At 49.6% G+C, this 23,717-nt stretch carries 24 protein-coding genes and 1 pseudogene; 15 read left to right on the plus strand and 10 right to left on the minus strand.

The window, feature by feature from the left end:
* Positions 1-528 (plus strand): tail fiber assembly protein, encoded by a 528-nt coding sequence (locus tag C1192_RS03080; protein WP_103194769.1) that lies wholly within the window; start codon positions 1-3, stop codon positions 526-528.
* Between the two features lie 70 nt (positions 529-598).
* Here C1192_RS03080 and C1192_RS03085 read toward each other — a convergent pair whose 3' ends face one another.
* Complete coding sequence (locus tag C1192_RS03085) at positions 599-2,422, minus strand: NEL-type E3 ubiquitin ligase domain-containing protein (protein ID WP_103194773.1); 1,824 nt, start codon at positions 2,420-2,422, stop codon at positions 599-601.
* 472 nt (positions 2,423-2,894) lie between these two features.
* Between C1192_RS03085 and tnpA the strand changes: the two genes are divergently transcribed.
* From tnpA to C1192_RS03100, 3 genes are read left to right on the plus strand one after another with little or no spacing between them, the layout of a single operon-like run.
* A complete protein-coding gene (gene tnpA, locus C1192_RS03090) occupies positions 2,895-3,572 on the plus strand; it encodes an IS66-like element accessory protein TnpA (RefSeq protein WP_001339397.1) in 678 nt (225 codons plus the stop codon).
* Positions 3,572-3,919 carry an IS66 family insertion sequence element accessory protein TnpB gene (gene tnpB / locus C1192_RS03095; RefSeq protein ID WP_000624622.1) on the plus strand — a complete coding sequence of 116 codons (348 nt, stop codon included), beginning with the start codon at positions 3,572-3,574 and terminating at the stop codon, positions 3,917-3,919. Before tnpA ends, tnpB begins: the two co-directional genes overlap by 1 nt.
* A 19-nt stretch (positions 3,920-3,938) precedes the next feature.
* A complete protein-coding gene (locus C1192_RS03100) occupies positions 3,939-5,510 on the plus strand; it encodes an IS66-like element ISCro1 family transposase (RefSeq protein ID WP_000381395.1) in 1,572 nt (523 codons plus the stop codon).
* A 74-nt stretch (positions 5,511-5,584) separates the two neighbouring features.
* On the opposite strand, the pseudogene C1192_RS03105 reads toward C1192_RS03100, so the two are convergent.
* Positions 5,585-5,690: pseudogene (locus tag C1192_RS03105) on the minus strand (YkgJ family cysteine cluster protein); the annotation flags it as partial.
* 509 nt (positions 5,691-6,199) lie between these two features.
* Between C1192_RS03105 and pphA the strand changes: the two are divergent.
* On the plus strand, positions 6,200-6,856 hold the full coding sequence (pphA, locus tag C1192_RS03115; protein WP_038355631.1) for a protein-serine/threonine phosphatase: 657 nt from the start codon (positions 6,200-6,202) through the stop codon (positions 6,854-6,856).
* Here pphA and C1192_RS03120 read toward each other — a convergent pair whose 3' ends face one another.
* The 5 genes from C1192_RS03120 to yebS form a co-directional block, all read right to left on the minus strand.
* Positions 6,857-7,048, minus strand: coding sequence for a YdfD/YebW family protein (locus tag C1192_RS03120; protein WP_001516263.1), 192 nt, complete (start codon positions 7,046-7,048; stop codon positions 6,857-6,859).
* 104 nt (positions 7,049-7,152) lie between these two features.
* Positions 7,153-7,389 (minus strand): YebV family protein, encoded by a 237-nt coding sequence (locus C1192_RS03125; protein WP_001516264.1) that lies wholly within the window; start codon positions 7,387-7,389, stop codon positions 7,153-7,155.
* Positions 7,390-7,504: 115 nt separating this feature from the next.
* On the minus strand, positions 7,505-8,944 hold the full coding sequence (gene rsmF / locus C1192_RS03130; RefSeq protein ID WP_061090891.1) for a 16S rRNA (cytosine(1407)-C(5))-methyltransferase RsmF: 1,440 nt from the start codon (positions 8,942-8,944) through the stop codon (positions 7,505-7,507).
* 79 nt (positions 8,945-9,023) lie between these two features.
* Entirely contained in the window at positions 9,024-11,657 is a 2,634-nt protein-coding gene (yebT, locus tag C1192_RS03135) for a lipid-binding membrane homeostasis protein YebT (RefSeq protein WP_038355630.1), read from the minus strand.
* Entirely contained in the window at positions 11,626-12,909 is a 1,284-nt protein-coding gene (yebS, locus tag C1192_RS03140; protein WP_001516266.1) for a membrane integrity lipid transport subunit YebS, read from the minus strand. The genes yebT and yebS overlap by 32 nt, the downstream gene beginning before the upstream one ends.
* Positions 12,910-13,038: 129 nt before the next feature.
* Here yebS and msrC point away from each other — a divergent pair, with 129 nt between their 5' ends.
* The 4 genes from msrC (at position 13,039) to htpX (ending at position 17,472) form a co-directional block, all read left to right on the plus strand.
* The gene (gene msrC / locus C1192_RS03145) at positions 13,039-13,536 is read left to right on the plus strand and encodes a free L-methionine (R)-S-oxide reductase MsrC (protein WP_024193572.1); all 498 of its coding nucleotides are present in this window, start codon (positions 13,039-13,041) and stop codon (positions 13,534-13,536) included.
* Between the two features lie 96 nt (positions 13,537-13,632).
* Positions 13,633-14,331 (plus strand): RNA chaperone ProQ, encoded by a 699-nt coding sequence (gene proQ, locus C1192_RS03150; RefSeq protein WP_000431382.1) that lies wholly within the window; start codon positions 13,633-13,635, stop codon positions 14,329-14,331.
* Positions 14,332-14,350: 19 nt separating this feature from the next.
* The gene (prc, locus tag C1192_RS03155; protein WP_001516268.1) at positions 14,351-16,399 is read left to right on the plus strand and encodes a carboxy terminal-processing peptidase; all 2,049 of its coding nucleotides are present in this window, start codon (positions 14,351-14,353) and stop codon (positions 16,397-16,399) included.
* A 191-nt stretch (positions 16,400-16,590) separates the two neighbouring features.
* Complete coding sequence (gene htpX, locus C1192_RS03160) at positions 16,591-17,472, plus strand: protease HtpX (protein ID WP_038355629.1); 882 nt, start codon at positions 16,591-16,593, stop codon at positions 17,470-17,472.
* A 46-nt stretch (positions 17,473-17,518) separates the two neighbouring features.
* Here htpX and C1192_RS03165 read toward each other — a convergent pair whose 3' ends face one another.
* Positions 17,519-18,892 (minus strand): MFS transporter, encoded by a 1,374-nt coding sequence (locus C1192_RS03165; protein ID WP_010376166.1) that lies wholly within the window; start codon positions 18,890-18,892, stop codon positions 17,519-17,521.
* Positions 18,893-19,068: 176 nt separating this feature from the next.
* Here C1192_RS03165 and kdgR point away from each other — a divergent pair, with 176 nt between their 5' ends.
* On the plus strand, positions 19,069-19,860 hold the full coding sequence (kdgR, locus tag C1192_RS03170; protein ID WP_001262177.1) for a DNA-binding transcriptional regulator KdgR: 792 nt from the start codon (positions 19,069-19,071) through the stop codon (positions 19,858-19,860).
* Positions 19,861-20,014: 154 nt separating this feature from the next.
* On the opposite strand, the gene C1192_RS03175 is transcribed toward kdgR, so the two are convergent.
* Positions 20,015-20,254 carry a YobH family protein gene (locus C1192_RS03175; RefSeq protein ID WP_001211005.1) on the minus strand — a complete coding sequence of 80 codons (240 nt, stop codon included), beginning with the start codon at positions 20,252-20,254 and terminating at the stop codon, positions 20,015-20,017.
* Between the two features lie 157 nt (positions 20,255-20,411).
* Here C1192_RS03175 and mgrB point away from each other — a divergent pair, with 157 nt between their 5' ends.
* From mgrB to rlmA, 5 genes are all read left to right on the plus strand, one after another.
* Positions 20,412-20,555: a PhoP/PhoQ regulatory lipoprotein MgrB gene (gene mgrB / locus C1192_RS03180; RefSeq protein ID WP_000714549.1), complete on the plus strand. Its 144-nt coding sequence runs from the start codon at positions 20,412-20,414 to the stop codon at positions 20,553-20,555.
* 74 nt (positions 20,556-20,629) lie between these two features.
* Complete coding sequence (locus C1192_RS03185) at positions 20,630-20,917, plus strand: YebO family protein (RefSeq protein ID WP_001006870.1); 288 nt, start codon at positions 20,630-20,632, stop codon at positions 20,915-20,917.
* Positions 20,918-21,576: 659 nt separating this feature from the next.
* Complete coding sequence (locus C1192_RS03195; RefSeq protein WP_032141266.1) at positions 21,577-21,693, plus strand: DUF2627 domain-containing protein; 117 nt, start codon at positions 21,577-21,579, stop codon at positions 21,691-21,693.
* Positions 21,694-21,732: 39 nt separating this feature from the next.
* Positions 21,733-21,942, plus strand: coding sequence for a transcription antiterminator/RNA stability regulator CspE (cspE, locus tag C1192_RS03200; RefSeq protein WP_001062678.1), 210 nt, complete (start codon positions 21,733-21,735; stop codon positions 21,940-21,942).
* A 166-nt stretch (positions 21,943-22,108) separates the two neighbouring features.
* Complete coding sequence (gene rlmA, locus C1192_RS03205) at positions 22,109-22,918, plus strand: 23S rRNA (guanine(745)-N(1))-methyltransferase (protein WP_000010094.1); 810 nt, start codon at positions 22,109-22,111, stop codon at positions 22,916-22,918.
* Here the strand turns inward: rlmA and mntP are convergent.
* Positions 22,915-23,481: a manganese efflux pump MntP gene (mntP, locus tag C1192_RS03210; protein WP_001027737.1), complete on the minus strand. Its 567-nt coding sequence runs from the start codon at positions 23,479-23,481 to the stop codon at positions 22,915-22,917. The two genes, rlmA and mntP, sit on opposite strands and share 4 nt — an antisense overlap.
* Positions 23,482-23,717: the final 236 nt, after the last annotated feature.

Raw genomic sequence — 23,717 nt, forward strand, 5'->3', positions numbered from 1 at the left:
ATGATGCACTTAAAGAACATAAAAGCGGGTAACGCTAAAACACTGGAACAGTATGAGTTAACAAAGAAGCACGGAGTCATCTGGCTTTACGCTGAAGACGGGAAAAACTGGTATGAGGAAGTGAAGAACTTTCAGTCAGACACAATAAAAATGGTTTACGACGAAAATAATATTATTGTCGCCATCACCAAAGATGCCTCCACACTTAACCCTGAAGGCTATAGCGTCGTTGAAGTTCCTGATATTACAGCTAATCGCCGTGCCGATGATTCAGGGAAGTGGATGTTTAAGGACGGAGCTGTGGTTAAGCGGATTTATACGGCAGACGAACAGCAACAACAGGCAGAATCACAAAAGGCCGCGTTACTTTCCGAAGCGGAAAGCGTTATTCGGCAACTGGAGCGCGCTGTCAGGCTGAATATGGCAACGGATGAGGAACGCGCACGACTGGAGTCATGGGAACGCTACAGCGTTCTGGTCAGTCGAGTGGGCACCGCAGCTCCTGACTGGCCGGATAAACCAGAGTGATTAATGAGGCCCGGGGATTCGGGCCTGCGTTTTTCCGGAATCAGTCCGGTCTGCGGTTTATGCGATGTGATTATGAATGGTGCAGGCGTGAGCCGTTTTCAGGCAATCGCAGGGCCAGTACCTCGTCAGTCAGCTGACGGTAAATCTGTTGTTCAGTCTCACGCATCACCTGTGCTCCGGCTTCCCTCTCCGCATCCGCATCACCGCTCAGACCGGATGCTTTCAGCCGGTCAGCCACCCGCTGAGGGTACTCATTCTCCAGCATCTCATACTTCTGCTCTTCTGCCTGTGCCCAGCGGTCAGCTTCCGTGCGTTTCAGTACAGCATGCCATGGTCCCCAGAGGGCGAACCAGTCCGTAAATTCATTCTCTTCACGGCTTCTGACCATGGCTTCGGCAGTGCGGAGGTCATTTTCTGTCACCCCCGACACACCATAGAAACGCATTTCCTTCACGGCAGTGGAAAGCTGCAGTTTCTCTGCGAGCATGGTCTGGAAGGCCAGGTAGACTTCTATCTCATCCACAAAACGGAGCGTTCTGACTTTATCCCGGGCAATGTCTTCCAGAATTTCGAGGCGGAACATTTCCCTGCCCAGGGAGAGCAGAGCGCCGGTGTCATTATCGAAAAGGCCTTCTGAGGCCTGATGGACCAGGAGAGATTTTTGCAGGTTATTCCATGTGAGCGCGACACGGTCTTCGCAGCTCTCTGTGGCATCAGCAGCAACAGCGAAAGACTGCTGTCGAAGCTCCGCAGAGGTACTGAGTTTTTCCAGGAATGCAGAGACCTGCTGACGGAATCCCTGTGCATTACGGGCGGAGACCGTGTCAGCCAGACGGTCAAGGAATGCGGAGAAGGTGTTGGCGTGCTCTTCACGTTCAAAAGCAAGCCATATCTGTGATACATCAGATTGTTTGTTTTGCGGGAACCAGGCGGCCACAGCCTCAGGGAGGGGACGAACAGACGTATGCTGTTGTCCGTCACTCATGGAGAAATGAATCTGGGGTCCCCGGTAGTTTAGTCCTGTCGTTTGTCTTAACAGCGTTTGTCTTGTCCGGGAAGACAGGGGGTTTTCCGCGATAATGACAGTACTCTCTGGGCTGAGGCTGAGTATGTTTTCCGGAACAGTTGTGAGCCGGTTGTGGTTGAACCAGTACGCTCTCGCGCCTGAACGGTGCTCCGCAGGAAAATCAGGCAGACTTTCCAGCGCATTATTCTCCGCATTAACCGCTCCCAGCATGGCAGGTAAGGGAGGGAGTGAGGTCAGGTGATTATTGTGTACATTAAGAAATTCCAGCGATGCAGGCAGGCCGGGGAGGACGGAGAGATTGTTACGGTATGCATTAAGTGTTTTCAGTGATGATGGTAATTCAGGAAGGGCAGAGAGTTGATTGTATCCCGTATTAAGTTTTTTCAGTGATGCGGGCAGTTCAGGAAGTGTGGATAGACGATTGCTATTCACGTTAAGAAAATTCAGTGATGCGGGTAGTTCAGGAAGTGTGGATAGACGATTGCGCCCCACATTAAGGACTTGCAATGACCCAGGCAATTCCGGGAGAGTTGTCAGCTGATTATATGATGCCTCGATTTTTTCAAGGGCAGGGGGTAACCTGGGAAGTGAAGTTAAAGCATTGTTATTAATTTTGAGTGATGTGACATGCTCAGGCAATGAAGGGAGAGATGTCAGCTTTAATGAGGATAAATCCAGAGATTCTTCATTATTTTTCAGACATAATTGTAGCCGGATCAGGGCTGTTTCTCTATTTTCTCCTGGCGTGCTGCTTTGAGCCCATTCAGCCCATTCGGAGAGAGAATGATGGTGATCATTATTAATTAATGCGGTTCTGGGAAAAGAAAAGTTTCCAGTTGATGGTGTTGTATTATTAACAGGATTCATAATAACCTCGCTGAAAGGTGAACATCATGAGAAATGTGGTATCAGAGAATAATAAGGAAAAATTGATTGCTTCAGTCTTGAAATTTATATTGCTAATTTAAAAAAGACCAGGTGATTTTGCTGTCAAAAAGCGATACTGTTTTTATGATGAGTCGCTTGTTTTCACCGTATTGTTCTTGTTTTTTTCAGTCGGTTAAGTGTTATGCTTAATATTTGAATGCTCAGTCGGAATGCATTCTCAATGGTGGCAACGTCACAACCCCTTGTCAGGAGAAGAGAGAAGCAACACCAAGGATATTCTTCGTTAACTTTACTGTCTTCTCCCTGCATGGTGAATTTTCTGAATGTGGATGATCGAGTTTCATATATCGTACGGCAGGAGTTTTTGCCCGGAGTTTCTGCAAGAGAAATACATCGGGGTAACCGGCTCATTTAAACCGTCTGGTCTGTTTCCTCCGGCTCTACAAAAATAATGTCCATCATTTTTAATGGACACTATCGTATGAAACACCGGACCTGGATCACTGAAGCTTTACGTCTTCACTTTGAAGAACATTTACCCCGGGTTGTGGCCGGGCGTCGCCTGGGTGTACCAAAATCAACAGTTTGTAGTATGTTCGTGCGCTTTCGGAGAGCTGGCCTTTCGTGGCCTTTGCCCGCAGGCATGTCGGAGCAGGAACTTGATGCCTGCCTTTACGGACAATTTTCCACGGTACCAGTCGTACGTCCTGAAAGCACCGTTATATCCGAAGCCCCCGTGGTAAAAAAACGTCCCCGGCGGCCCAACTTCCCTTATGAGTTTAAAATCGCCTTAGTGGAGCAGTCACTGCAGCCCGGAGCCTGTGTGGCGCAGATCGCCCGGGAAAACGGAATCAACGATAACCTGCTCTTCAACTGGCGCCATCAATACCGGAAAGGTGGCCTGCTGCCTTCCGGAAAAAATATGCCGGCACTGCTTCCCGTGACGTTAACGCCGGAGCCGGATAATAAAATCCCGGCCCCCGCACAGGAACCAGAGCAGATAAATACACCGTCCGACAGTCTGTGTTGTGAGCTGGTTCTGCCGGCCGGAACTCTCAGGCTTAAAGGTAAACTGACGCCGGCGTTATTACAGACACTTATCCGCGAAATAAAAGGGAGCAGCCACTGATGATATCTCTCCCTGCAGGTTCGCGTATCTGGCTGGTTGCAGGTATCACCGATATGCGAAATGGCTTTAACGGCCTGGCATCAAAAGTTCAGAACGTCCTGAAGGATGACCCGTTCTCCGGACACCTGTTCATCTTCCGCGGACGCCGGGGTGACCAGATAAAAGTGTTGTGGGCTGACAGTGACGGACTGTGCCTCTTCACCAAACGCCTGGAGCGGGGCCGCTTCGTCTGGCCAGTCACCCGTGACGGCAAGGTGCACCTTACTCCGGCTCAGTTATCCATGCTTCTTGAAGGTATCAACTGGAAGCACCCGAAACGAACGGAACGCGCTGGAATCCGCATATAACCCGTTGTAAAGTGAGGATATGGACACCTCACTTGCTCATGAGAACGCCCGCCTGCGGGCACTGTTGCAGACGCAACAGGACACCATCCGCCAGATGGCTGAATACAACCGCCTGCTCTCACAGCGGGTGGCGGCTTATGCTTCCGAAATCAACCGGCTGAAGGCGCTGGTTGCGAAACTGCAACGTATGCAGTTCGGTAAAAGCTCAGAAAAACTTCGTGCAAAAACCGAACGGCAGATACAGGAAGCACAGGAGCGAATCAGCGCACTTCAGGAAGAAATGGCGGAAACGCTGGGTGAGCAATATGACCCGGTACTGCCATCCGCCCTGCGCCAGTCTTCAGCCCGTAAACCGTTACCGGCCTCACTTCCCCGTGAAACCCGGGTTATCCGGCCGGAAGAGGAATGCTGTCCTGCCTGTGGTGGTGAACTCAGTTCTCTGGGATGTGATGTGTCAGAGCAACTGGAGCTTATCAGCAGCGCCTTTAAGGTTATCGAAACACAACGTCCGAAACAGGCCTGTTGCCGGTGCGACCATATCGTGCAGGCACCAGTACCTTCAAAACCCATTGCACGCAGTTATGCCGGAGCGGGGCTTCTGGCCCATGTTGTCACCGGGAAATATGCAGACCATCTGCCGTTATACCGCCAGTCAGAAATATACCGTCGTCAGGGAGTGGAGCTGAGCCGTGCCACACTGGGGCGCTGGACAGGTGCTGTTGCTGAACTGCTGGAGCCGCTGTATGACGTCCTGCGCCAGTATGTGCTGATGCCCGGTAAAGTCCATGCTGATGATATCCCCGTCCCGGTCCAGGAGCCGGGCAGCGGTAAAACCCGGACAGCCCGGCTGTGGGTCTACGTCCGTGATGACCGTAACGCCGGTTCACAGATGCCCCCGGCGGTCTGGTTCGCGTACAGTCCGGACCGGAAAGGTATCCATCCACAAAATCACCTGGCCGGTTACAGCGGTGTGCTTCAGGCCGATGCTTACGGTGGTTACCGGGCGTTATACGAATCCGGCAGAATAACGGAAGCCGCGTGTATGGCTCATGCCCGGAGAAAAATCCACGATGTGCATGCAAGAGCGCCCACCTACATCACCACGGAAGCCCTGCAGCGTATCGGTGAACTGTATGCCATCGAGGCAGAGGTCCGGGGCTGTTCAGCAGAACAGCGTCTGGCGGCAAGAAAAGCCAGAGCCGCGCCACTGATGCAGTCACTGTATGACTGGATACAGCAACAGATGAAAACACTGTCGCGTCACTCAGATACGGCAAAAGCGTTCGCATACCTGCTGAAACAGTGGGATGCACTGAACGTGTACTGCAGTAATGGCTGGGTGGAAATCGACAACAACATCGCAGAGAACGCCTTACGGGGAGTGGCCGTAGGCCGGAAAAACTGGATGTTCGCGGGTTCCGACAGCGGTGGTGAACATGCGGCGGTGTTGTACTCGCTGATCGGCACATGCCGTCTGAACAATGTGGAGCCAGAAAAGTGGCTGCGTTACGTCATTGAACATATCCAGGACTGGCCGGCAAACCGGGTACGCGATCTGTTGCCCTGGAAAGTTGATCTGAGCTCTCAGTAAATATCAATACGGTTCTGACGAGCCGCTTACCATCGGGAGTTTTGTGTCGCTCATGTATCAGTGAAAAGATGATCTTGTTCAGTAAGTCTGGAGGGGATAGTACCGCCAGCATCATCGGCTTTGGCCCAGTAAAAAGAGACGCGGGGTGCCATATGTCATGTATGGGTTCAGATTGCGCATAATTCACCAGTACCGCTATAAATTGTAAAGAAGCCGCGGCACGTCGTATGCAAGAACGTACTGCGGCTGGCTGACGTACGCTCGATAGTGCGAAATTGAATGAAAGTCAGCCGGAAATAATCTTACATAATTGCTGTGAAATTATTCAACTCATAGATTGTTTATTTCTGCCTGGATTGGTCTGAAATAGTCCCGAAATTTTCTCTAAAAAACTCGAAAAAAATGGTAACTAATTGAATGCATTAACATGCAATGGCACGTGTTTGGGATTAAAAGATGAGCGTAATTTTGGTTAACGTATTAATTTAAAAAGGTTTTCTTTTTTGTTGACGAGAACAGGAATCGTGTTCGGTCTCTTTTTATCTATAAAGCCAGTTTGATAATGGCATTACTGCTTTTCCCTCACTGACTTCACAATCAACCATAACACACACTCTACTGCTTCAGTCCAGGCTTTTTTAACATTTTTGTTAAAATAATGTGATCTTATGCGCGGGAGTAAGGAATTGATGAAACAGGCAGGCCACATCTATCAGAGAATTGATGGTAGTCAGTGGCGACATATTTGGCTGGTGGGTGATATTCATGGCTGCCTGGCGCAACTGCGAGAGAAATTATGGTTCTGCCGGTTTGACCCGTGGCAAGACTTGTTAATCTCGGTTGGTGACGTTATCGATCGTGGCCCGGAGAGTTTGCGTTGCCTGCAATTACTGGATCAACGCTGGGTCAGGGCGGTAAGAGGCAATCATGAGCAGATGGCGATGGATGCGCTGGCATCGCAGCAGATGTCTTTGTGGTTTATGAATGGTGGCGACTGGTTTGCCGCACTGACAGAGCACCAACGTGAGCAAGCGAGAAGGGCGCTGGAAAAGTGCGGGTCTTTGCCGTGGATAATTGAATTAAGCTGTAGTAGCGGACTGCATGTCATCGCCCATGCGGATTACCCCAATGATATTTATGAGTGGCATAAGGAAGTCGATCTGCATCAGGTGTTGTGGAGTCGCTCGCGATTGCGTGAAGGCCGAAAAGGGCAGGGAATTACCGGCGCTGATCATTTCTGGTTTGGTCATACGCCATTACGCCATCGCGTAGATATCGGTAACTTGCATTATATTGATACCGACGCGGTCTTTGGTGGAACACTCACGTTGGAACGACTCCAGTAATTAAAAGTCACTGTAATCTTGCGCAGGCCGCCAGAACCCATCAATGAAATCTTCAACGGGAAAACAGCCACCGTGGCGGATCCGTTGATCGTCCATTGAGTAGAGGCACTGCTGTTCCGTATTGTAGACATCAACCACAATATCTTCACAACCAGCGTCCAGATAGCAAACAAAAAGTACCAGCGCGAACATTTCATCCTCGAAGTGCGTTGCCGTACCGTTAAGTTTAGGAGATATTTTACAACGGGAAAATAACCGGGATAAATAACCCGTCATGCCGACGGGTTCTTTTTGGATCAGGCAAGACGCATAATCCAGGCATCGGACTGTTGATCGTAGCGGGTACGGTAAAGGACAGAGTGTTCGCCGTTTAGCAGGGCAGGAATGCTGGTGTCGGCGTCCCAGGCATCCAGTTGCATACATAAATCCGGATCAGATTTACAGGGAATGGTCAACGTTCGGTCACCAGGCGATTCGCCGTGTAACTCGCCGTCATCGATTTCAAAAGCGCCTATGCGCACACTGGTTTTCATCTTCGTGCTCTCCATTGAAGTGCTGGTTGTGGTACGACCAGTCCGATCGCACCATTTTTCAGCCTAGTCAAGGCAGTCAGATTCGCCAGTCAAAACGTGCGCTTTTTGTGTACTGTCAGGCTTTACCCGTAAAAAGTTTTCCGTCGCGCACTAGCTCACGCGGGTAACTGTTTTTCAGTCGCGAGCCAATACGTTTGGCTAAACCGATTGGCTGGCGCTGGAAGGTGACCAACACATCATCCCCGGTTGGTGCGGTCTGCGGGTAAACATCGCGCCCACGATACCACTCTTCTGCTTCTTGTGGTGTTAGTTCAAACGCGTTAGCGTGGTCGGGTGAGGCAAGGGCAATGACCGCTTCATGCTGCCAGCGGTAACCTTTGTTATGCGTTTCGGCAAGTTTTACTCCCAGACGAGAAAATCGGACTTTACCGATCAACGCTTCAATGCCCACCGGGAATAACCAGATTTCTTTATCACGCTGCCAGAGACGCAGGTTTTTGTCCCACTGTAAGCCAACATTCGCAGCCGCCTGCCGAATTTGTGCGGTTTCGCGATCTTTCACTGGGCTAAACGGGAAATTGCCCACTTTGTATTTCGGTGCGGGTAAGGCAGGAATGGCCTGAGTTTTACGCAGACGAGCAACGAAGAAGCCTTCGCAGTCATAAATTTGTGGGAAGACGTGCAAGAAGCCTTCTTCGGTCAGCGCCTTTTTTGCATCAGGGAAGAGATCGCCCAACGGCAAAAACTCTACTGCATCGGGATAAGTCTCTTTCAGCCACAGGCAAACGGCTTCGTTTTCGTCACGGTTTAAGGTACAGGTCGAGTAAACCAGCGTACCGCCAGGACGTAAGGCATGAAATGCACTGTCAATCAGTTCACGCTGGGTGGCGGCGATTTCCAGGTTGCTTTCCGGTGACCAGTTTTTCAGCGCGTCGGGGTCTTTACGTACCACACCTTCGCCGGAGCAGGGAGCATCCAGCAATATGGCGTCGAACATTTCTGGCAATGCTGCACCAAACACGCGGCCATCAAAATGCGTTAAAGCTACGTTACTGATACCGCAGCGGCTGATATTGGCATGTAACACCTTTACCCGGCTGGCGGAAAACTCATTGGCAAGGATCGCGCCTTCATTATTCATACTCGCAGCAATCTGCGTGGTTTTTGATCCCGGCGCAGCCGCCACATCCATCACCCGTTGCGGGGAGTTACCATCGGCAAACAACGCCGCAACCGGTAACATCGAACTGGCTTCCTGAATATAAAACAGGCCACTTAAATGTTCGGCGGTACTGCCCAACGGTAATGCCTCTTCATCGTCGCGTTCAATCCAGAAACCTTCCTTACACCAGGGAACCGGTGTTAACGTCCAGCCGTAAGGTGCGGTTAATTGCAGGAAATCAGCAACGGAGATTTTCAGCGTATTAACGCGAATGCTGCGGCGCAACGGGCGCTGGCAGGCGGCGAGAAAATCATCAAAAGAGAGTGTCGAAGGCATCGCTTCGCGCATTTGCGTCAGAAAGGCGTCCGGGAAATAAACGGTGTGTTGAGCCACAAGTATGTACCAGCGGAAAAAAACAGGCGCGCAGTTTAGCATAAACGCTCCGGCGCAGGCACGCCGGAGCAGGAGGAGATTAACGAGGCAGGGCGGTGCCCCATTCACGCCACTCTTTCGGTTCGCTTTCCAGCAACAGGAAGTGTTTGCCTTCCTGAGCTTTCGGTGCCAGTGGCGTTCCTGGTGGGGTAGCGAAGGCGATCCCTCCACGGATAAACTGATTAAAGGTGCCGGTTTTCACCACACCACCCGTCAGGCCAAAGTCCAGACTGTAGCCCGATGCCAGCCAGAAGACGGAATTGTTACGCACCAGGTGCTGGTATCGCTTACTGATGCGCATCGCAATCATCACCCGATCTGACAATGTCCCCAGCGTCATTCCGGTAACCGTACCTACTTCCAGACCACGGAACAGTACCGGAGTACCAATGCCTAATGACCCGGCTTCTGGCGCTTCAACAATAATGCTTAAGCCATCAAGGTAACGAGAATCGGTAATGGTGGCTTCTTGCAACTCAAAGTCACGGCGAGGATTACCCCGACCAGGTTCGACATTGATATACGGCTGAAGGATGGTATCAAGGTGCTCAACGCCCGCTGCCGAAATCTGTGGTGTGACCACCGAGAAGCGCGTACCTCCGCGGGCGAAGGTCTGGACATATTCCGGATAGAGCACCGCTTTTGCCTGTACTTCATTGCGTGCGGTGATCAGATCCAGCGTCTGGATCTGCCCGATATCAATACCGAGATAGCGAATTGGCATACCAACAGCCAGTTTTCCGGCATCGAAAGCATGGAGCGTAATCTGCCCGCCAACCGCACGAGCGGCTGTTTCGGAAGCATATAGAATTCGCTTGTCGCCTTTACGCTGACTGGCGCTGGCACCGCTGAGGTTATCGAAACTGATAGCCCCCTTTAATGCCCGTGAAAGCGGTGATGCCTGTACGGTCAGGCCGCTGCCGTTAAGCTGAACTTTTGCGCCACCTTCCGCCCAGAACACACTGTTGCTGGTCAGGAGATTGCGATATTCCGGCTTAATATGCAGATCGATATCAAAGGCATTGGCCCGAGGACGTACGGTAATAACTTCACCAACCTCAAATTTGCGGTACAGCACTACCGATCCCGCCTGCACATCTGGCAGCGTTTCCGCGCTCAAACTCACGGTCGTTGTAGGCAAATCGCTCAGGCTGTTTTCCAGGGCTTTTTCCAGATTGGCATACAGCGGATAGCTGGCTTTCATCTCTCCTTTTTCGCCCGGCAGAATGCGGATGCCACCGTTGAGCCATTCTGAGGCGCTGGCACCGAGGAACTCGACGCCATCCAGTCCCACTTTCACGTCAACACGGCTATTAACGACAAATTTGCTGTCACCTTTTACCAGTTCACGATGCTGCGGTTCGATGGCAACGGTAAAGGTGACGCCTTTGCTGGTAAGTTTACGTTCAATTACCTGGCCTACCTGTACACCATGCAGAATTAACGGCTGACCGGCATCAATACCGTAACTTTCCGGCGCGGTCAGGGTCAGCGTCATAACATCCGGTTCATGCAGCAGGGCTTTCTCGCCAGGCACAACAACAAACTCTTTGCGTGGCTCGCCATTACTTGGCACCAGTTCGAAGGTTTTGCCGGTCAGTAGGGAACTCAGATTGGCATCGCTGAGGGATAATTTCGGGTTACGTAACTCAATGCGAGTATTTTCACGAAGTAGGGTAACTACGCTGGGATCAACGGTCATTTCACCAGTAACTTTGCCACCTGGATTTAAATTCAGTTTGGTCAGTTGCCCGACTTCCAGTCCCTGGTACATGAGCGGCGTTGAATCGGCGCTTAATCCGACTCCGTTTGGCAGATCCAGTTTTATGAGCACCCCACGCTGGCTGTGGGCGAGATCTTCATACAGACCAAAGGTATCTTCCGGATCGGCAGGTTTCGACTCTTCCGGCGAGTCGAAGGCAATCGCACCGTTAACCAGAGCAGCCAGACTTTCCAGTTTCACCTTCGCGCCACTGATACTGACATTGGCATCAACGCCAGAAACGTTCCAGAAGCGACTGCCTTTTTTCACCAGGTCGGTAAAGCGCCGCTCAATCAGGACATCAATCACCACGCCTTGCTTATTGGGATTGATCGCATAGTCATAGACTCGCCCCACCGGGATTTTGCGGAAATAGACCAACGAGCCGCTGTTCAGCGAACCAAGATCGGGGGCTTGCAGATGGATCATAAGATCACCATTATCCAGCCGATATTTGGGCTGGGTATCGAGGGCGACAAAGTGATCTTGCTCTTTACCTTTACCTGGCATCATGCCGATATAGTTTCCGCCGACCAGCGCATCCAGCCCGGAAACACCTGCCAGCGAAGCTTTTGGCGTCACCAGCCAGAACTGCGTCTCTTCGCGCAACGCATCTTTCATATCGGACTTGATGCTGACCTTCACTTCAATCTTACGCAGATCGTCGCTCAGACTGACATCCTGCACCGTTCCGACTTCAACGCCCTGATAGCGAACAGGTGTGCGACCCGGAACAATGCCATCCGCTGACATAAAATCGATGGTGACGGTATTGCCTCGATCCTGATAACTCCCCCAAATTAGCCAACCTGCTATCATTAGCGCGATGAATGGCAGTAGCCAGAAAGGTGAGATACGGCGTTTAGTTTTAATCTGCGCTTCAGTCGTCGAAGCGGGCGTTTCCTGACTCATGTGCATCCCAAAGTAAGCGGCTGTCCAGCCATTCCACTGCAAGAATAGTCAAAATAACCGCTGCGCCGAAATAAAACGCAGCCGGTCCCATAGTAAAAGCGAGGATTTGATCGCGATTAATCAGCGACATGGTTAAAGAAATGACAAACAGATCCAGCATCGACCAGCGGCCAATCCAGGTCACTATTCGCAGTAACATTATTCGCGTACGTAACCCCTGTTGACACTTAAAATGAATGCTCAACAATAAAGTGAACATAACAATCACTTTGGTAAATGGCACCAGAATACTGGCGATAAATACGATTCCGGCAACGGCAATATTGCTGTTCGCCAGCGACATAATCCCGGAAAGGATCGTATCTTCTTGTCGACCACCGTTCAGATAAATGATCGAAATAGGTAACAGGTTGGCAGGAAACAACAAGATGATTGAAGCTAACAGCGCCGCCCAACATTTTTGAATACTATGATGGCGACGCAGGCGAAGCGGGATATGGCAACGGGGACAGCGACCGCGCGGATCAGGGTAGCCGGTAAAGTGACACCCCAGACAAACGCGTAGTTTTTTATCCCTACGCGTGGCAGGGCGTTCAGGGTAAAATCGCTCCCACAACTGTTCAACATTAAGATGTGACAACGTCACCGTCGTTAAAATAACCAGCGCTACAAAAGAGAATAGGCCGACACCGGCCTGGATATGGGCATAGTCCTGCACCTTTATAGAGGCAACGGCAATGCCGACCAGGTAGATATCCAGCATTACCCACTCTTTCAGCCGCTCAAGCATCAGCAACACCGGACGTAAATTCATTCCCAGCCGATTACCAAACCACAACCAGGCAATAGATGTCACCAGAATGAGGGGGGCACCGATAACGCAGAAAAAAACCATTGCGCCCGTTACCGCATCTCCCTGTTTGGTCATTTGCCAGATGCCTTGCATTACGTTGGCGTCAATACGAATACCTAACAACCAGATATGCAATAGTGGTTCGCCCCACGCAAAAGGCATCAGCAACAGCATTGTGAAGGCCATTGCCGCCAGGCGCGTTAGCGACCAGTCGCGTCCGTCACGGATTTTTGCCTGGCAGCGTGGGCAATAGGCACTTTGGTGTGAATTTATCTCTGGCAGGCTGAACAGCATGTCACATTGCGGGCAGCGTTGGTAATCACCATGCGGCAACGCTTCGCCAATTGATCTCACTGTTATTTTTTTTGTTGGCGTAACTTGTGGGGTGTAAAGAGCCATGACGCGCCAAATGTAATAAGAATTAACACTAATCTTAACTCATGATGGGAATGATCTTGAGCATTAACGCATTTAATGCTTATTTTAATAGGCTGGCAGTTCCAGGTAAGACAACCAAGTGATTATATAATGAACAAAACAGAATTTTACGCGGACTTAAACCGCGACTTTAATGCGCTGATGGCGGGAGAAACCAGTTTTCTGGCAACACTGGCTAATACCAGCGCGTTATTATACGAACGTCTGGCCGACGTAAACTGGGCGGGGTTTTATCTACTCGAAGATGAGACGTTGGTTCTCGGACCGTTTCAGGGCAAAATTGCCTGCGTAAGGATCCCCATCGGGCGCGGCGTGTGTGGCACCGCGGTTGCCCGTAACGAAGTACAGCGAATCGAGGATGTTCACGCATTCGATGGACATATTGCCTGTGATGCGGCGAGTAATTCTGAAATTGTTCTACCGTTGGTGGTGAAAAATCAGATTATTGGCGTTCTCGACATCGACAGTACCGTTTTCGGTCGCTTCACCGACGAGGACGAACAAGGCTTACGTCAGCTTGTGGCACAGCTTGAAAAGGTGCTTGCAACGACGGATTACAAAAAATTCTTTGCGAGCGTCGCAGGATAATCAACGGATAACGTAGCATTTACTGATGGCGTCATTATAATGACGCCTGTTCATGCCTGCGCTTGTTGGCTACGTCCGTTGTAATCAGGAAATTTCATGGAAAATCAACCTAAGTTGAATAGCAGTAAAGAAGTAATCGCGTTTCTGGCCGAACGTTTTCCCCACTGTTTCAGTGCGGAAGGTGAAGCGCGTCCGCTGAAAATCGGTATTTTTCAGGATTTGGTCGATCGTGTTGCCGGGGAAATGAACCTGAGCAAAACGCAACTGCGATCCGCTTTACGTCTCTACACTTCGAGCTGGCGCTACCTGTATGGTGTTAAACCAGGCGCGACGCGTGTCGATCTTGACGGCAACCCTTGCGGTGAGCTGGACGAGCAACATGTAGAACATGCTCGCAAGCAGCTTGAAGAAGCGAAAGCGCGCGTTCAGGCCCAGCGTGCTGAACAGCAAGCTAAAAAACGCGAAGCTGCCATCGCTGCTGGTGAGAAAGAAGATGCACCACGTCGTGAACGTAAACCACGTCCTGCTGCGCAACGCCGTAAAGAAGGCGCCGAGCGCAAACCTCGTGCGCAAAAACCGGCTGAGAAAGCGCCAAAAACAGTAAAAGCACCTCGCGAAGAACAGCATACCCCGGTTTCTGACATTTCAGCTCTGACTGTCGGACAAGCCCTGAAGGTGAAAGCTGGTCAAAACGCGATGGATGCCACCGTATTAGAAATCACCAAAGACGGCGTCCGCGTCCAACTGAATTCGGGTATGTCTTTGATTGTGCGCGCAGAACACCTGGTGTTCTGAAACGGAGGCCGGGCCAGGCATGAACATGTTTTTTAGGCTTACCGCGTTAGCTGGCCTGCTTGCAATAGCAGGCCAGACCTTCGCTGTAGAAGATATTACGCGTGCTGATCAGATTCCGGTATTAAAGGAAGAGACGCAGCATGCAACTGTGAGTGAGCGCGTAACGTCGCGCTTCACCCGTTCCCATTATCGACAATTCGACCTCGATCAGGCGTTCTCGGCCAAAATCTTTGACCGCTACCTGAATCTGCTTGATTACAGCCACAACGTGCTGTTGGCTAGCGATGTCGAACAATTCGCGAAAAAGAAAACCGAGTTGGGCGATGAACTTCGTTCCGGCAAACTCGACGTTTTCTACGATCTTTACAATCTGGCGCAAAAACGCCGCTTCGAACGTTACCAGTATGCGTTGTCGGTACTGGAAAAACCGATGGATTTTACCGGTAATGATTCTTATAACCTTGACCGCAGCAAAGCGCCCTGGCCGAAAAATGAGGCTGAGTTAAACGCGCTGTGGGACAGCAAAGTTAAATTCGACGAGTTAAGCCTGAAGCTGGCGGGAAAAACGGATAAAGAAATTCGTGAAACCCTGACGCGTCGTTACAAATTTGCTATTCGCCGCCTGGCACAAACTAACAGCGAAGATGTTTTCTCGCTGGCAATGACGGCTTTCGCACGCGAAATTGATCCGCATACCAACTACCTTTCCCCGCGCAATACCGAACAGTTCAATACTGAAATGAGTTTATCGCTGGAAGGTATTGGCGCAGTGTTGCAAATGGATGATGACTACACCGTTATCAATTCGATGGTGGCGGGTGGTCCGGCTGCGAAAAGTAAAGCGATTAGCGTTGGTGACAAAATTGTCGGGGTCGGACAAACCGGTAAACCGATGGTTGATGTGATCGGTTGGCGTCTTGATGATGTTGTTGCCTTAATCAAAGGGCCGAAGGGCAGTAAGGTTCGTCTGGAAATTTTACCTGCGGGTAAAGGCACTAAAACCCGCACGGTGACGTTGACGCGTGAGCGCATTCGTCTGGAAGACCGTGCCGTTAAAATGTCTGTGAAGACGGTTGGCAAAGAAAAAGTCGGTGTGCTGGATATTCCGGGCTTCTATGTTGGCTTGACGGACGATGTCAAAGTTCAACTGCAGAAACTGGAAAAACAAAATGTCAGCAGTGTCATCATCGACCTGCGTAGCAACGGTGGCGGTGCGTTGACTGAAGCGGTATCGCTCTCTGGTTTGTTTATCCCATCAGGTCCGATTGTGCAGGTTCGCGATAACAACGGTAAAGTCCGTGAAGACAGTGATACCGACGGCCAGGTCTTCTATAAAGGCCCGCTGGTGGTGCTGGTTGATCGTTTCAGTGCTTCGGCTTCGGAAATCTTTGCTGCCGCAATGCAGGATTATGGTCGCGCGCTGGTTGTGGGCGAGCCGACATTTGGTAAAGGCACAGTCCAGCAGTATCGCTCTCTGAACCGCATCTACGATCAGATGTTGCGCCCAGAATGGCCTGCGTTAGGCTCAGTACAATATACAATCCAGAAATTCTATCGCGTTAACGGTGGCAGTACGCAACGTAAGGGCGTAACGCCAGATATCATCATGCCTACGGGCAATGAAGAGACGGAAACGGGTGAGAAATTCGAAGATAATGCGCTGCCGTGGGATAGCATCGACGCAGCAACCTATGTGAAATCAGGAGACTTAACGGCATTTGAGCCGGAGTTGTTGAAGGAACATAATGCGCGTATCGCGAAGGATCCTGAATTCCAGAATATCATGAAGGATATCGCTCGCTTCAACGCCATGAAGGATAAGCGTAACATCGTCTCTCTGAACTACGCCGTGCGTGAAAAAGAGAATAACGAAGATGATGCGACGCGTCTGGCGCGGTTGAACGATCGCTTTAAACGCGAAGGAAAACCGGCATTGAAGAAACTGGATGATCTGCCAAAAGATTATAAGGAGCCGGATCCATATCTGGATGAGACAGTGAACATCGCGCTTGATTTGGCGCGTCTGGAAAAAGCCAGACCCGCGGAACAGCCCGCTCCCGTCAAGTAACATCAATCAGGCACAAGAAATTGTGCCTGATTTTTTTACAGCGGCAAGATGCCGTAAATCAGATGCTACAAAATGTAAAGTTGTGTCTTTCTGGTGACTTACGCTCTATCCAGACTTGAAAATAGTCGAGTAACCCATACGATGTGGGTATCGCATATTGCGTTTTGTTAAACTGAGGTAAAAAGAAAATTATGATGCGAATCGCGCTCTTCCTGCTAACGAACCTGGCCGTTATGGTCGTTTTCGGGCTGGTACTGAGCCTGACAGGGATACAGTCGAGCAGCGTTCAGGGGCTGATGATTATGGCCTTGCTGTTCGGCTTCGGTGGTTCCTTCGTTTCGCTTCTGATGTCCAAATGGATGGCATTACGATCTGTTGGCGGGGAAGTGATCGAGCAACCGCGTAACGAAAGGGAACGTTGGCTGATCAATACTGTTGCAACCCAGGCGCGTCAGGCTGGGATTGCTATGCCACAAGTGGCTATCTACCATGCGCCGGACATTAACGCTTTTGCAACCGGTGCGCGCCGGGATGCCTCTCTGGTTGCTGTCAGCACGGGTTTGTTGCAAAACATGAGCCCGGATGAAGCCGAGGCGGTAATTGCCCACGAAATTAGCCACATTGCTAATGGTGACATGGTTACCATGACGCTGATTCAGGGCGTGCTGAACACCTTTGTTATCTTTATTTCCCGTATTCTGGCACAACTGGCCGCTGGCTTCATGGGCGGTAACCGCGACGAAGGCGAAGAGAGTAACGGCAACCCGCTGATCTACTTTGCAGTTGCGACGGTACTGGAGTTAGTGTTTGGTATTCTGGCGAGCATTATCACCATGTGGTTCTCGCGTCACCGTGAATTTCACGCTGATGCCGGTTCAGCCAAATTGGTTGGCCGTGAAAAAATGATTGCTGCGCTACAGCGCCTGAAAACCAGCTATGAACCGCAAGAAGCAACCAGCATGATGGCTTTCTGCATTAACGGTAAGTCAAAATCGCTGAGCGAGCTGTTCATGACCCACCCGCCGCTGGATAAACGTATTGAGGCTCTGCGCACGGGTGAATACCTGAAGTAAGATGAAATAAATACTCAAAAAGCGCGTCCAGGTTGACGCGCTTTTTTTATGCTTGGGATCGTGGCTGGGTGATCCGTAAACCACTAACACCGGCAGCGATTACTGCCAGAATAGCCGCGGTCATCAGCGAGACGTGCGTACCATTATCACCAAACTGATTTAACATCAGTGCCACCAACGCTGCGCCACTACTCTGACCAAGCAGACGAGCCGTACCTAACATGCCACTGGCACCGCCGCTACGTTCCCGCGGGGCGGAAGTAATAATGGTGTGGTTATTGGGTGACTGGAATAATCCAAAACCGGCACCGCACAAGATCATAGGCCAGATGATATTGATATCGGCAGGTGAAGCAGGCAAGAGAACCAGCGAAAAAAGCCCCGCCGCCATAATAAACAACCCTAAAGCTCCAAGTAACCCAGCATGCACGCGTTCTATCAGATAACCAGCCAGCGGTGCCATCACCATTGTTGCCAGCGGCCATGGGGTCAGAAGTAGACCTGTTTCCACTTCACTACGTCCGAGCACCGTTTGCAGATAAAAGGGCAGGGAGACCATTGCCAGCATCTGTGCGCAGAAAGAGCAAATAGACGTGCAAATAGACAGTGAAAAAAGCGGAATACGCAGTAAATCCACTGGCAACAGCGGCACGGGAAGAGAAAGCTGACGACGAATAAAGAAAATACCAACGACAACCATTACCGCCAGTTCTACACCAATCAACGTCAGCGATTGCCCCTGAGCAAAACCACTCAACGCGGTAATAAGCAGACCAAATGTTAACGCGTTCATCACGGCGCTGGGCAGGTCAAAACGTGGTTTACTGGCACGAGAACCATTAGGTGGCAGAAAACGCATTGCCAGAAGCAGGGCGATAATACCCAACGGTACGTTGATTAAAAATAGCCACTTCCATGACGCGATGGAGAGGATTACCGCGGCGATAGTTGGCCCGGCAGCAGAGGAGACGGCGACAATAAACGAGTTAATTCCCATTCCCCGCCCCAGAAAACGCTGTGGATAGATTAGCCGGATAAGAGCAGTATTGACGCTCATTAGTGCTGCGCCACCAAAACCTTGTATTACACGCGCCAGAGTTAGCATTTGCAGCGAATCAGAAAGGGCACAGAACAACGATGACAGCAGAAATACGACCAGGCCGCATTTATAAATGCGTCGATAGCCAAACATATCTCCCAGAAACGAAAACGAAAGCAGGGAGACGACAATCGCGATTTGATAGGCATTCACCACCCAAATAGAACTGGCTGGCGTGGCGTGAAGATCAGTAGCAATAGTTGGCAAGGCGACGTTGGCGATAGCGCCGTCGAGGACCGCCATCGAAATACCGATAATAATGGTTAAAATCGCGCCGTATCGCTGAGGCAACGGCAGGCCATCGGCCTGAACTTTTGGCATAGGAATTTTATATCTTTGGATGATAATCAACAGGGTTATGATTCTAGCACTGATATTCACGGCGGATGTCGCAGAATTGTAACTAACCGGCAAAAGATGGATTGCGACCACCCAGGCGCGAAATTATAATAAAAAACAGTTCTGATTTTTATAAAACACTCGCAATGAGGTGATAAATGGCTAACGCAGATCTGGATAAACAGCCTGATTCTGTATCTTCTGTACTGAAGGTTTTTGGCATTTTACAGGCGCTGGGCGAAGAGCGCGAAATAGGGATAACCGAGCTGTCACAGCGCGTCATGATGTCAAAAAGCACCGTTTATCGCTTTTTACAGACCATGAAAACCCTGGGGTATGTGGCGCAGGAAGGGGAGTCGGAGAAATATTCTCTGACCCTGAAATTGTTTGAGTTGGGGGCTCGTGCCTTACAAAACGTCGATCTCATTCGTAGCGCAGATATCCAGATGCGCGAAATCTCCCGCCTGACGAAAGAAACCATCCACCTTGGCGCACTGGACGAAGACAGCATTGTTTACATCCACAAAATTGACTCTATGTACAATTTGCGCATGTATTCACGGATTGGTCGTCGTAATCCGCTTTACAGCACCGCGATTGGTAAAGTGCTGCTGGCCTGGCGCGATCGTGATGAAGTGAAGCAGATCCTTGAGGGCGTTGAGTATAAACGCAGTACCGATCGTACCATTACCAGTACCGAAGCGTTACTACCGGTGTTGGACCAGGTGCGCGAGCAAGGTTATGGTGAAGATAACGAAGAGCAGGAAGAAGGACTACGTTGTATCGCGGTTCCGGTATTTGACCGCTTTGGTGTGGTTATTGCCGGTCTGAGCATCTCCTTCCCAACGCTGCGTTTCTCTGAAGAGCGTTTGCAGGAGTACGTAGCTATGTTGCATACGGCCGCACGTAAAATTTCCTCGCAAATGGGGTATCACGACTATCCGTTCTGATTAGAGTTAGAACCTGTCTGTATAATATTCAGACAGGTTCTTATCTGGTGGGGGTTAAATAAAGTTACTGATGGCTGGCGTAATATCGTATACGTTGGTGATAAGTGTACGTTTTATTCATTGAGTTTAATGTGGGTATTTATACCTTAATCTATTAGCCATTATCGACGACGATATTGTTTTTACGTAACAGTGGGCAATCGGTTATCCCGAAAAAACCACTTTTAGTGTGCAGGTATTGTACCGTACTGGTATCCCGGGCCGTCAGATAGGTGCATTGCAACCCTAACCCAGCGGCATTTTCCTTGCTTCCAATCAGAACACCATATCCGCTTAGTAATAATCCTGTCCATACCAGTGCTATCAACATAATTGTGCGAATAATGAATCGCATTATGACCTCTTCTCTTTTTTGTTCGCTTAATCGTAGCGGTAATATGGACTGAAGCAAGCGTATAGTTCCGAAAAAGCACGAATATCGACATGGTTAGGCGCTGTTTAACTAACGCATGATAGTTTAATGACATAAGGTAGGTTAAACGGAGAATGGAGTGAAAAAGTTTCGATGGGTCGTTCTGGTTGTTGCTGTGCTGGCTTGCTTGCTGCTATGGGCGCAGGTATTCAACATGATGTGCGATCAGGATGTACAATTTTTCAGCGGAATTTGTGCCATCAATCAATTTATCCCGTGGTGATATCATTTTTTCAGCAGTAGATTTCCTTCCTGTGTGGCAGTGGTAGAATGACACCTCTACTTAGAGGTGGTGAAATGAACGAAGTTGTAAATTCAGGCGTAATGAACGTTGCGTCTTTGGTTGTATCGGTGGTAATTCTCGCTATTGGGCTCATCTTGTGGTTTTTCATCAACCGTGCCAGTTCACGGACTAACGAACAGATTGAACTTCTTGAGGCATTGCTGGAACAGCAAAAACGGCAAAATGCACTGTTACGTCGTTTGTGCGAAGCAAACGAACCTGAAAAAACGGATGCGAATACTGCTGAGAACCTAAAAACGGCTGAAGATGAAGATATCATCCGCCTGGTAGCGGAACGGTAATCTTTCCTCAAAATTTGAGTAGCCCTAATGCTGATGGGTTACTCATCTTATCCGCACTATAGTGGTGCAATTGATTCAAATTAATACTCTGGTCTGACTTCGATTATTTATCGTGTTATTTATTTCATAATAGCGGTATCGGAAAAAGATATTAATCGCACTAAGCTATTGGGATGTTTACATCGGAATTGTGATCAATTGCGGTATTATTTATTAGCGAAACGTTTCTCCCTTCACTTTTTAGTAATTCATCAATTTTTCTTATTTTAAATTAATAATGAGCATTAAGTCTGGTTTCTTCATTTCACCTGTGTATGTTGTTAACTATCTGTTTTATTGGGTGAAGTTATATAACATTTTATTCGTTATATATCATAAAAAGTGATATCGCTCGCATTGCGTAATAACTTGTACTGCTGCTCTGGAAGAACTGAACTTATTGAACTATGTTAGAAACTGCATCAGGTCAAGTATCTGCGTGTAATGGTATGGTTAAGTGCATCGATATATCGGCACGTATTCCGTTGCATAAGTGTGCAAAAAAAGTGGAAGGCGTATCGAGATTTGTGCGGCTGATCGAGACATGTTTAAAAATGGCTTGCCATAATTAACGTTGTATGTGATAACAGTTTCGGGTTAAACGAGGTACAGTTCTGTTTATGTGTGGCATTTTCAGTAAAGAAGTCCTGAGTAAACACGTTGTCGTTGAATACCGCTTCTCTGCCGAGCCTTATATTAGTGCCTCATGCAGTAATGTGTCAGTTTTATCTCTGTAATGCCTGCGGGCGAAGAAAACAATCTAAGGAATTTTTCAAATGGCAAAGATTAAAGGTCAGGTTAAGTGGTTCAACGAGTCTAAAGGTTTTGGCTTCATTACTCCGGCAGATGGCAGCAAAGATGTGTTCGTACACTTCTCTGCTATCCAGGGTAATGGCTTCAAAACTCTGGCCGAAGGCCAGAACGTTGAGTTCGAAATTCAGGACGGCCAGAAAGGTCCGGCGGCTGTTAACGTAACAGCTATCTGATCGAATCCACTGATCTGAAGTGTAAACGCGCTTCAATCTCGCTATAAAGCCTCGTCGAATTTACGAGGCTTTTTACTTTGTTTTATTTTCGCTCCTGTCTCCGGATATTTGCCAGTCGTGCGATTCGCGTTACACTTGCGGCCTTTAGTATCCTGCCGGAGTTGTCATGTCATTTTCCTGTCCACTTTGTCATCAGCCTTTAGCGCTTGAAAAAAACAGCTATATCTGTCCCCAACGGCATCAATTTGATATGGCGAAAGAGGGATATGTTAATTTGCTGCCCGTTCAGCATAAACGTTCTCGCGATCCGGGCGATAGTGCGGAAATGATGCAAGCGCGGCGTACATTTTTAGATGCCGGTCATTATCAGCCGCTTCGCGATGCGATTGTCGCTCAATTGTGTGAATGTCTTGAGCAGCACGCAACGGCGATACTGGATATTGGTTGTGGGGAAGGGTACTACACCCATGCTTTTGCCGATGTCTTACCTGGCGTGACGACTTTTGGTCTGGATGTCTCTAAGGTCGCGATTAAAGCTGCTGCGAAACGCTATCAGCAGGTCACCTTTTGTGTCGCTTCCAGCCACCGTCTGCCGTTTTCTGATGCCAGTATGGATGCCATTATCCGTATCTACGCACCGTGCAAAGCAGAAGAATTAGCGCGAGTAGTCAAACCGGGTGGGTGGGTCATTACCGCTACTCCTGGGCCACGGCATTTAATGGAGCTGAAGGGTTTAATTTACGACGAAGTACATCTACATGCGCCCCATGCTGAGAAACTGGATGGTTTTGAGCTGCAGCGGAGTAATGAATTACATTATCCGATGCGCCTGCGCGGAGATGAGGCGGTTGCGTTGTTACAGATGACGCCGTTTGCCTGGCGCGCAAAGCCAGAGGTCTGGCAAGCGTTGGCAGCAAAAGAAGAATTTAATTGCCAGACGGATTTTAATATTCACGTCTGGCAACGAATAAATTAGCTGTGGTAGTGCGTCCAGAGGATCTGGACGCCAATGCCAATAAGCACCAGCCCGCCAAGAATTTCCGCTTTTTTCCCAATAATTGAACCGATAAAGCGACCCACCATCATGCCTAATGTTGACATGATTAAGGTAGCGCAGCCAATCGCCAGCGCAGTCGCGATAATGTTCACTTGCAGGAAGGCCAGACCAACACCAACAGCCATTGCATCCAGGCTGGTGGCAATTGCGGTAGTCACCAGCAACCAGAAACCGTGACGACGACGCGGTTCTTCATCTTCATCATCTCCACCGCGAAAACCCTCAATAATCATTCGCCCGCCGAGGAATATCAGCAGTACAAACGCAATCCAGTGGTTCCACTCGAGGACAAAACGGCTGGCCAACATGCCCATCCCCCAGCCAATCAGCGGCGTCAGCGTTTCGACGGCACCGAAAATAAGGCCAGTTCGCAGAGCTTCAGAAAATTTCGGTTTATGGAGGGTGGCACCTTTACCGATTGATGCAGCAAAGGCATCCATCGACATACCAAAAGCAAGAAGAACAGTAGCAGTGATATTCATGACAATGTCCTGACCGGGGTATCCATAAAACACATCATCGCTCCCAGCAAACATGCATACACGAACGACAAGAAGCGCTCATGCAGGCATAGCGATTGATGTGCATATGGTCTCGCCTGACTGAAAATGTTCAGTCCGTACGCGCCACGTTTTGCAACGAGTATGTTGACACGTACATTTCCGGAGTCTGGAAATCGGCTACTCCCCAAATGAGGGCGCAACCTTAACATATTTTG

Origin of the sequence: Escherichia marmotae (genome assembly GCF_002900365.1) — a bacterium.
GTDB lineage: Bacteria > Pseudomonadota > Gammaproteobacteria > Enterobacterales > Enterobacteriaceae > Escherichia > Escherichia marmotae.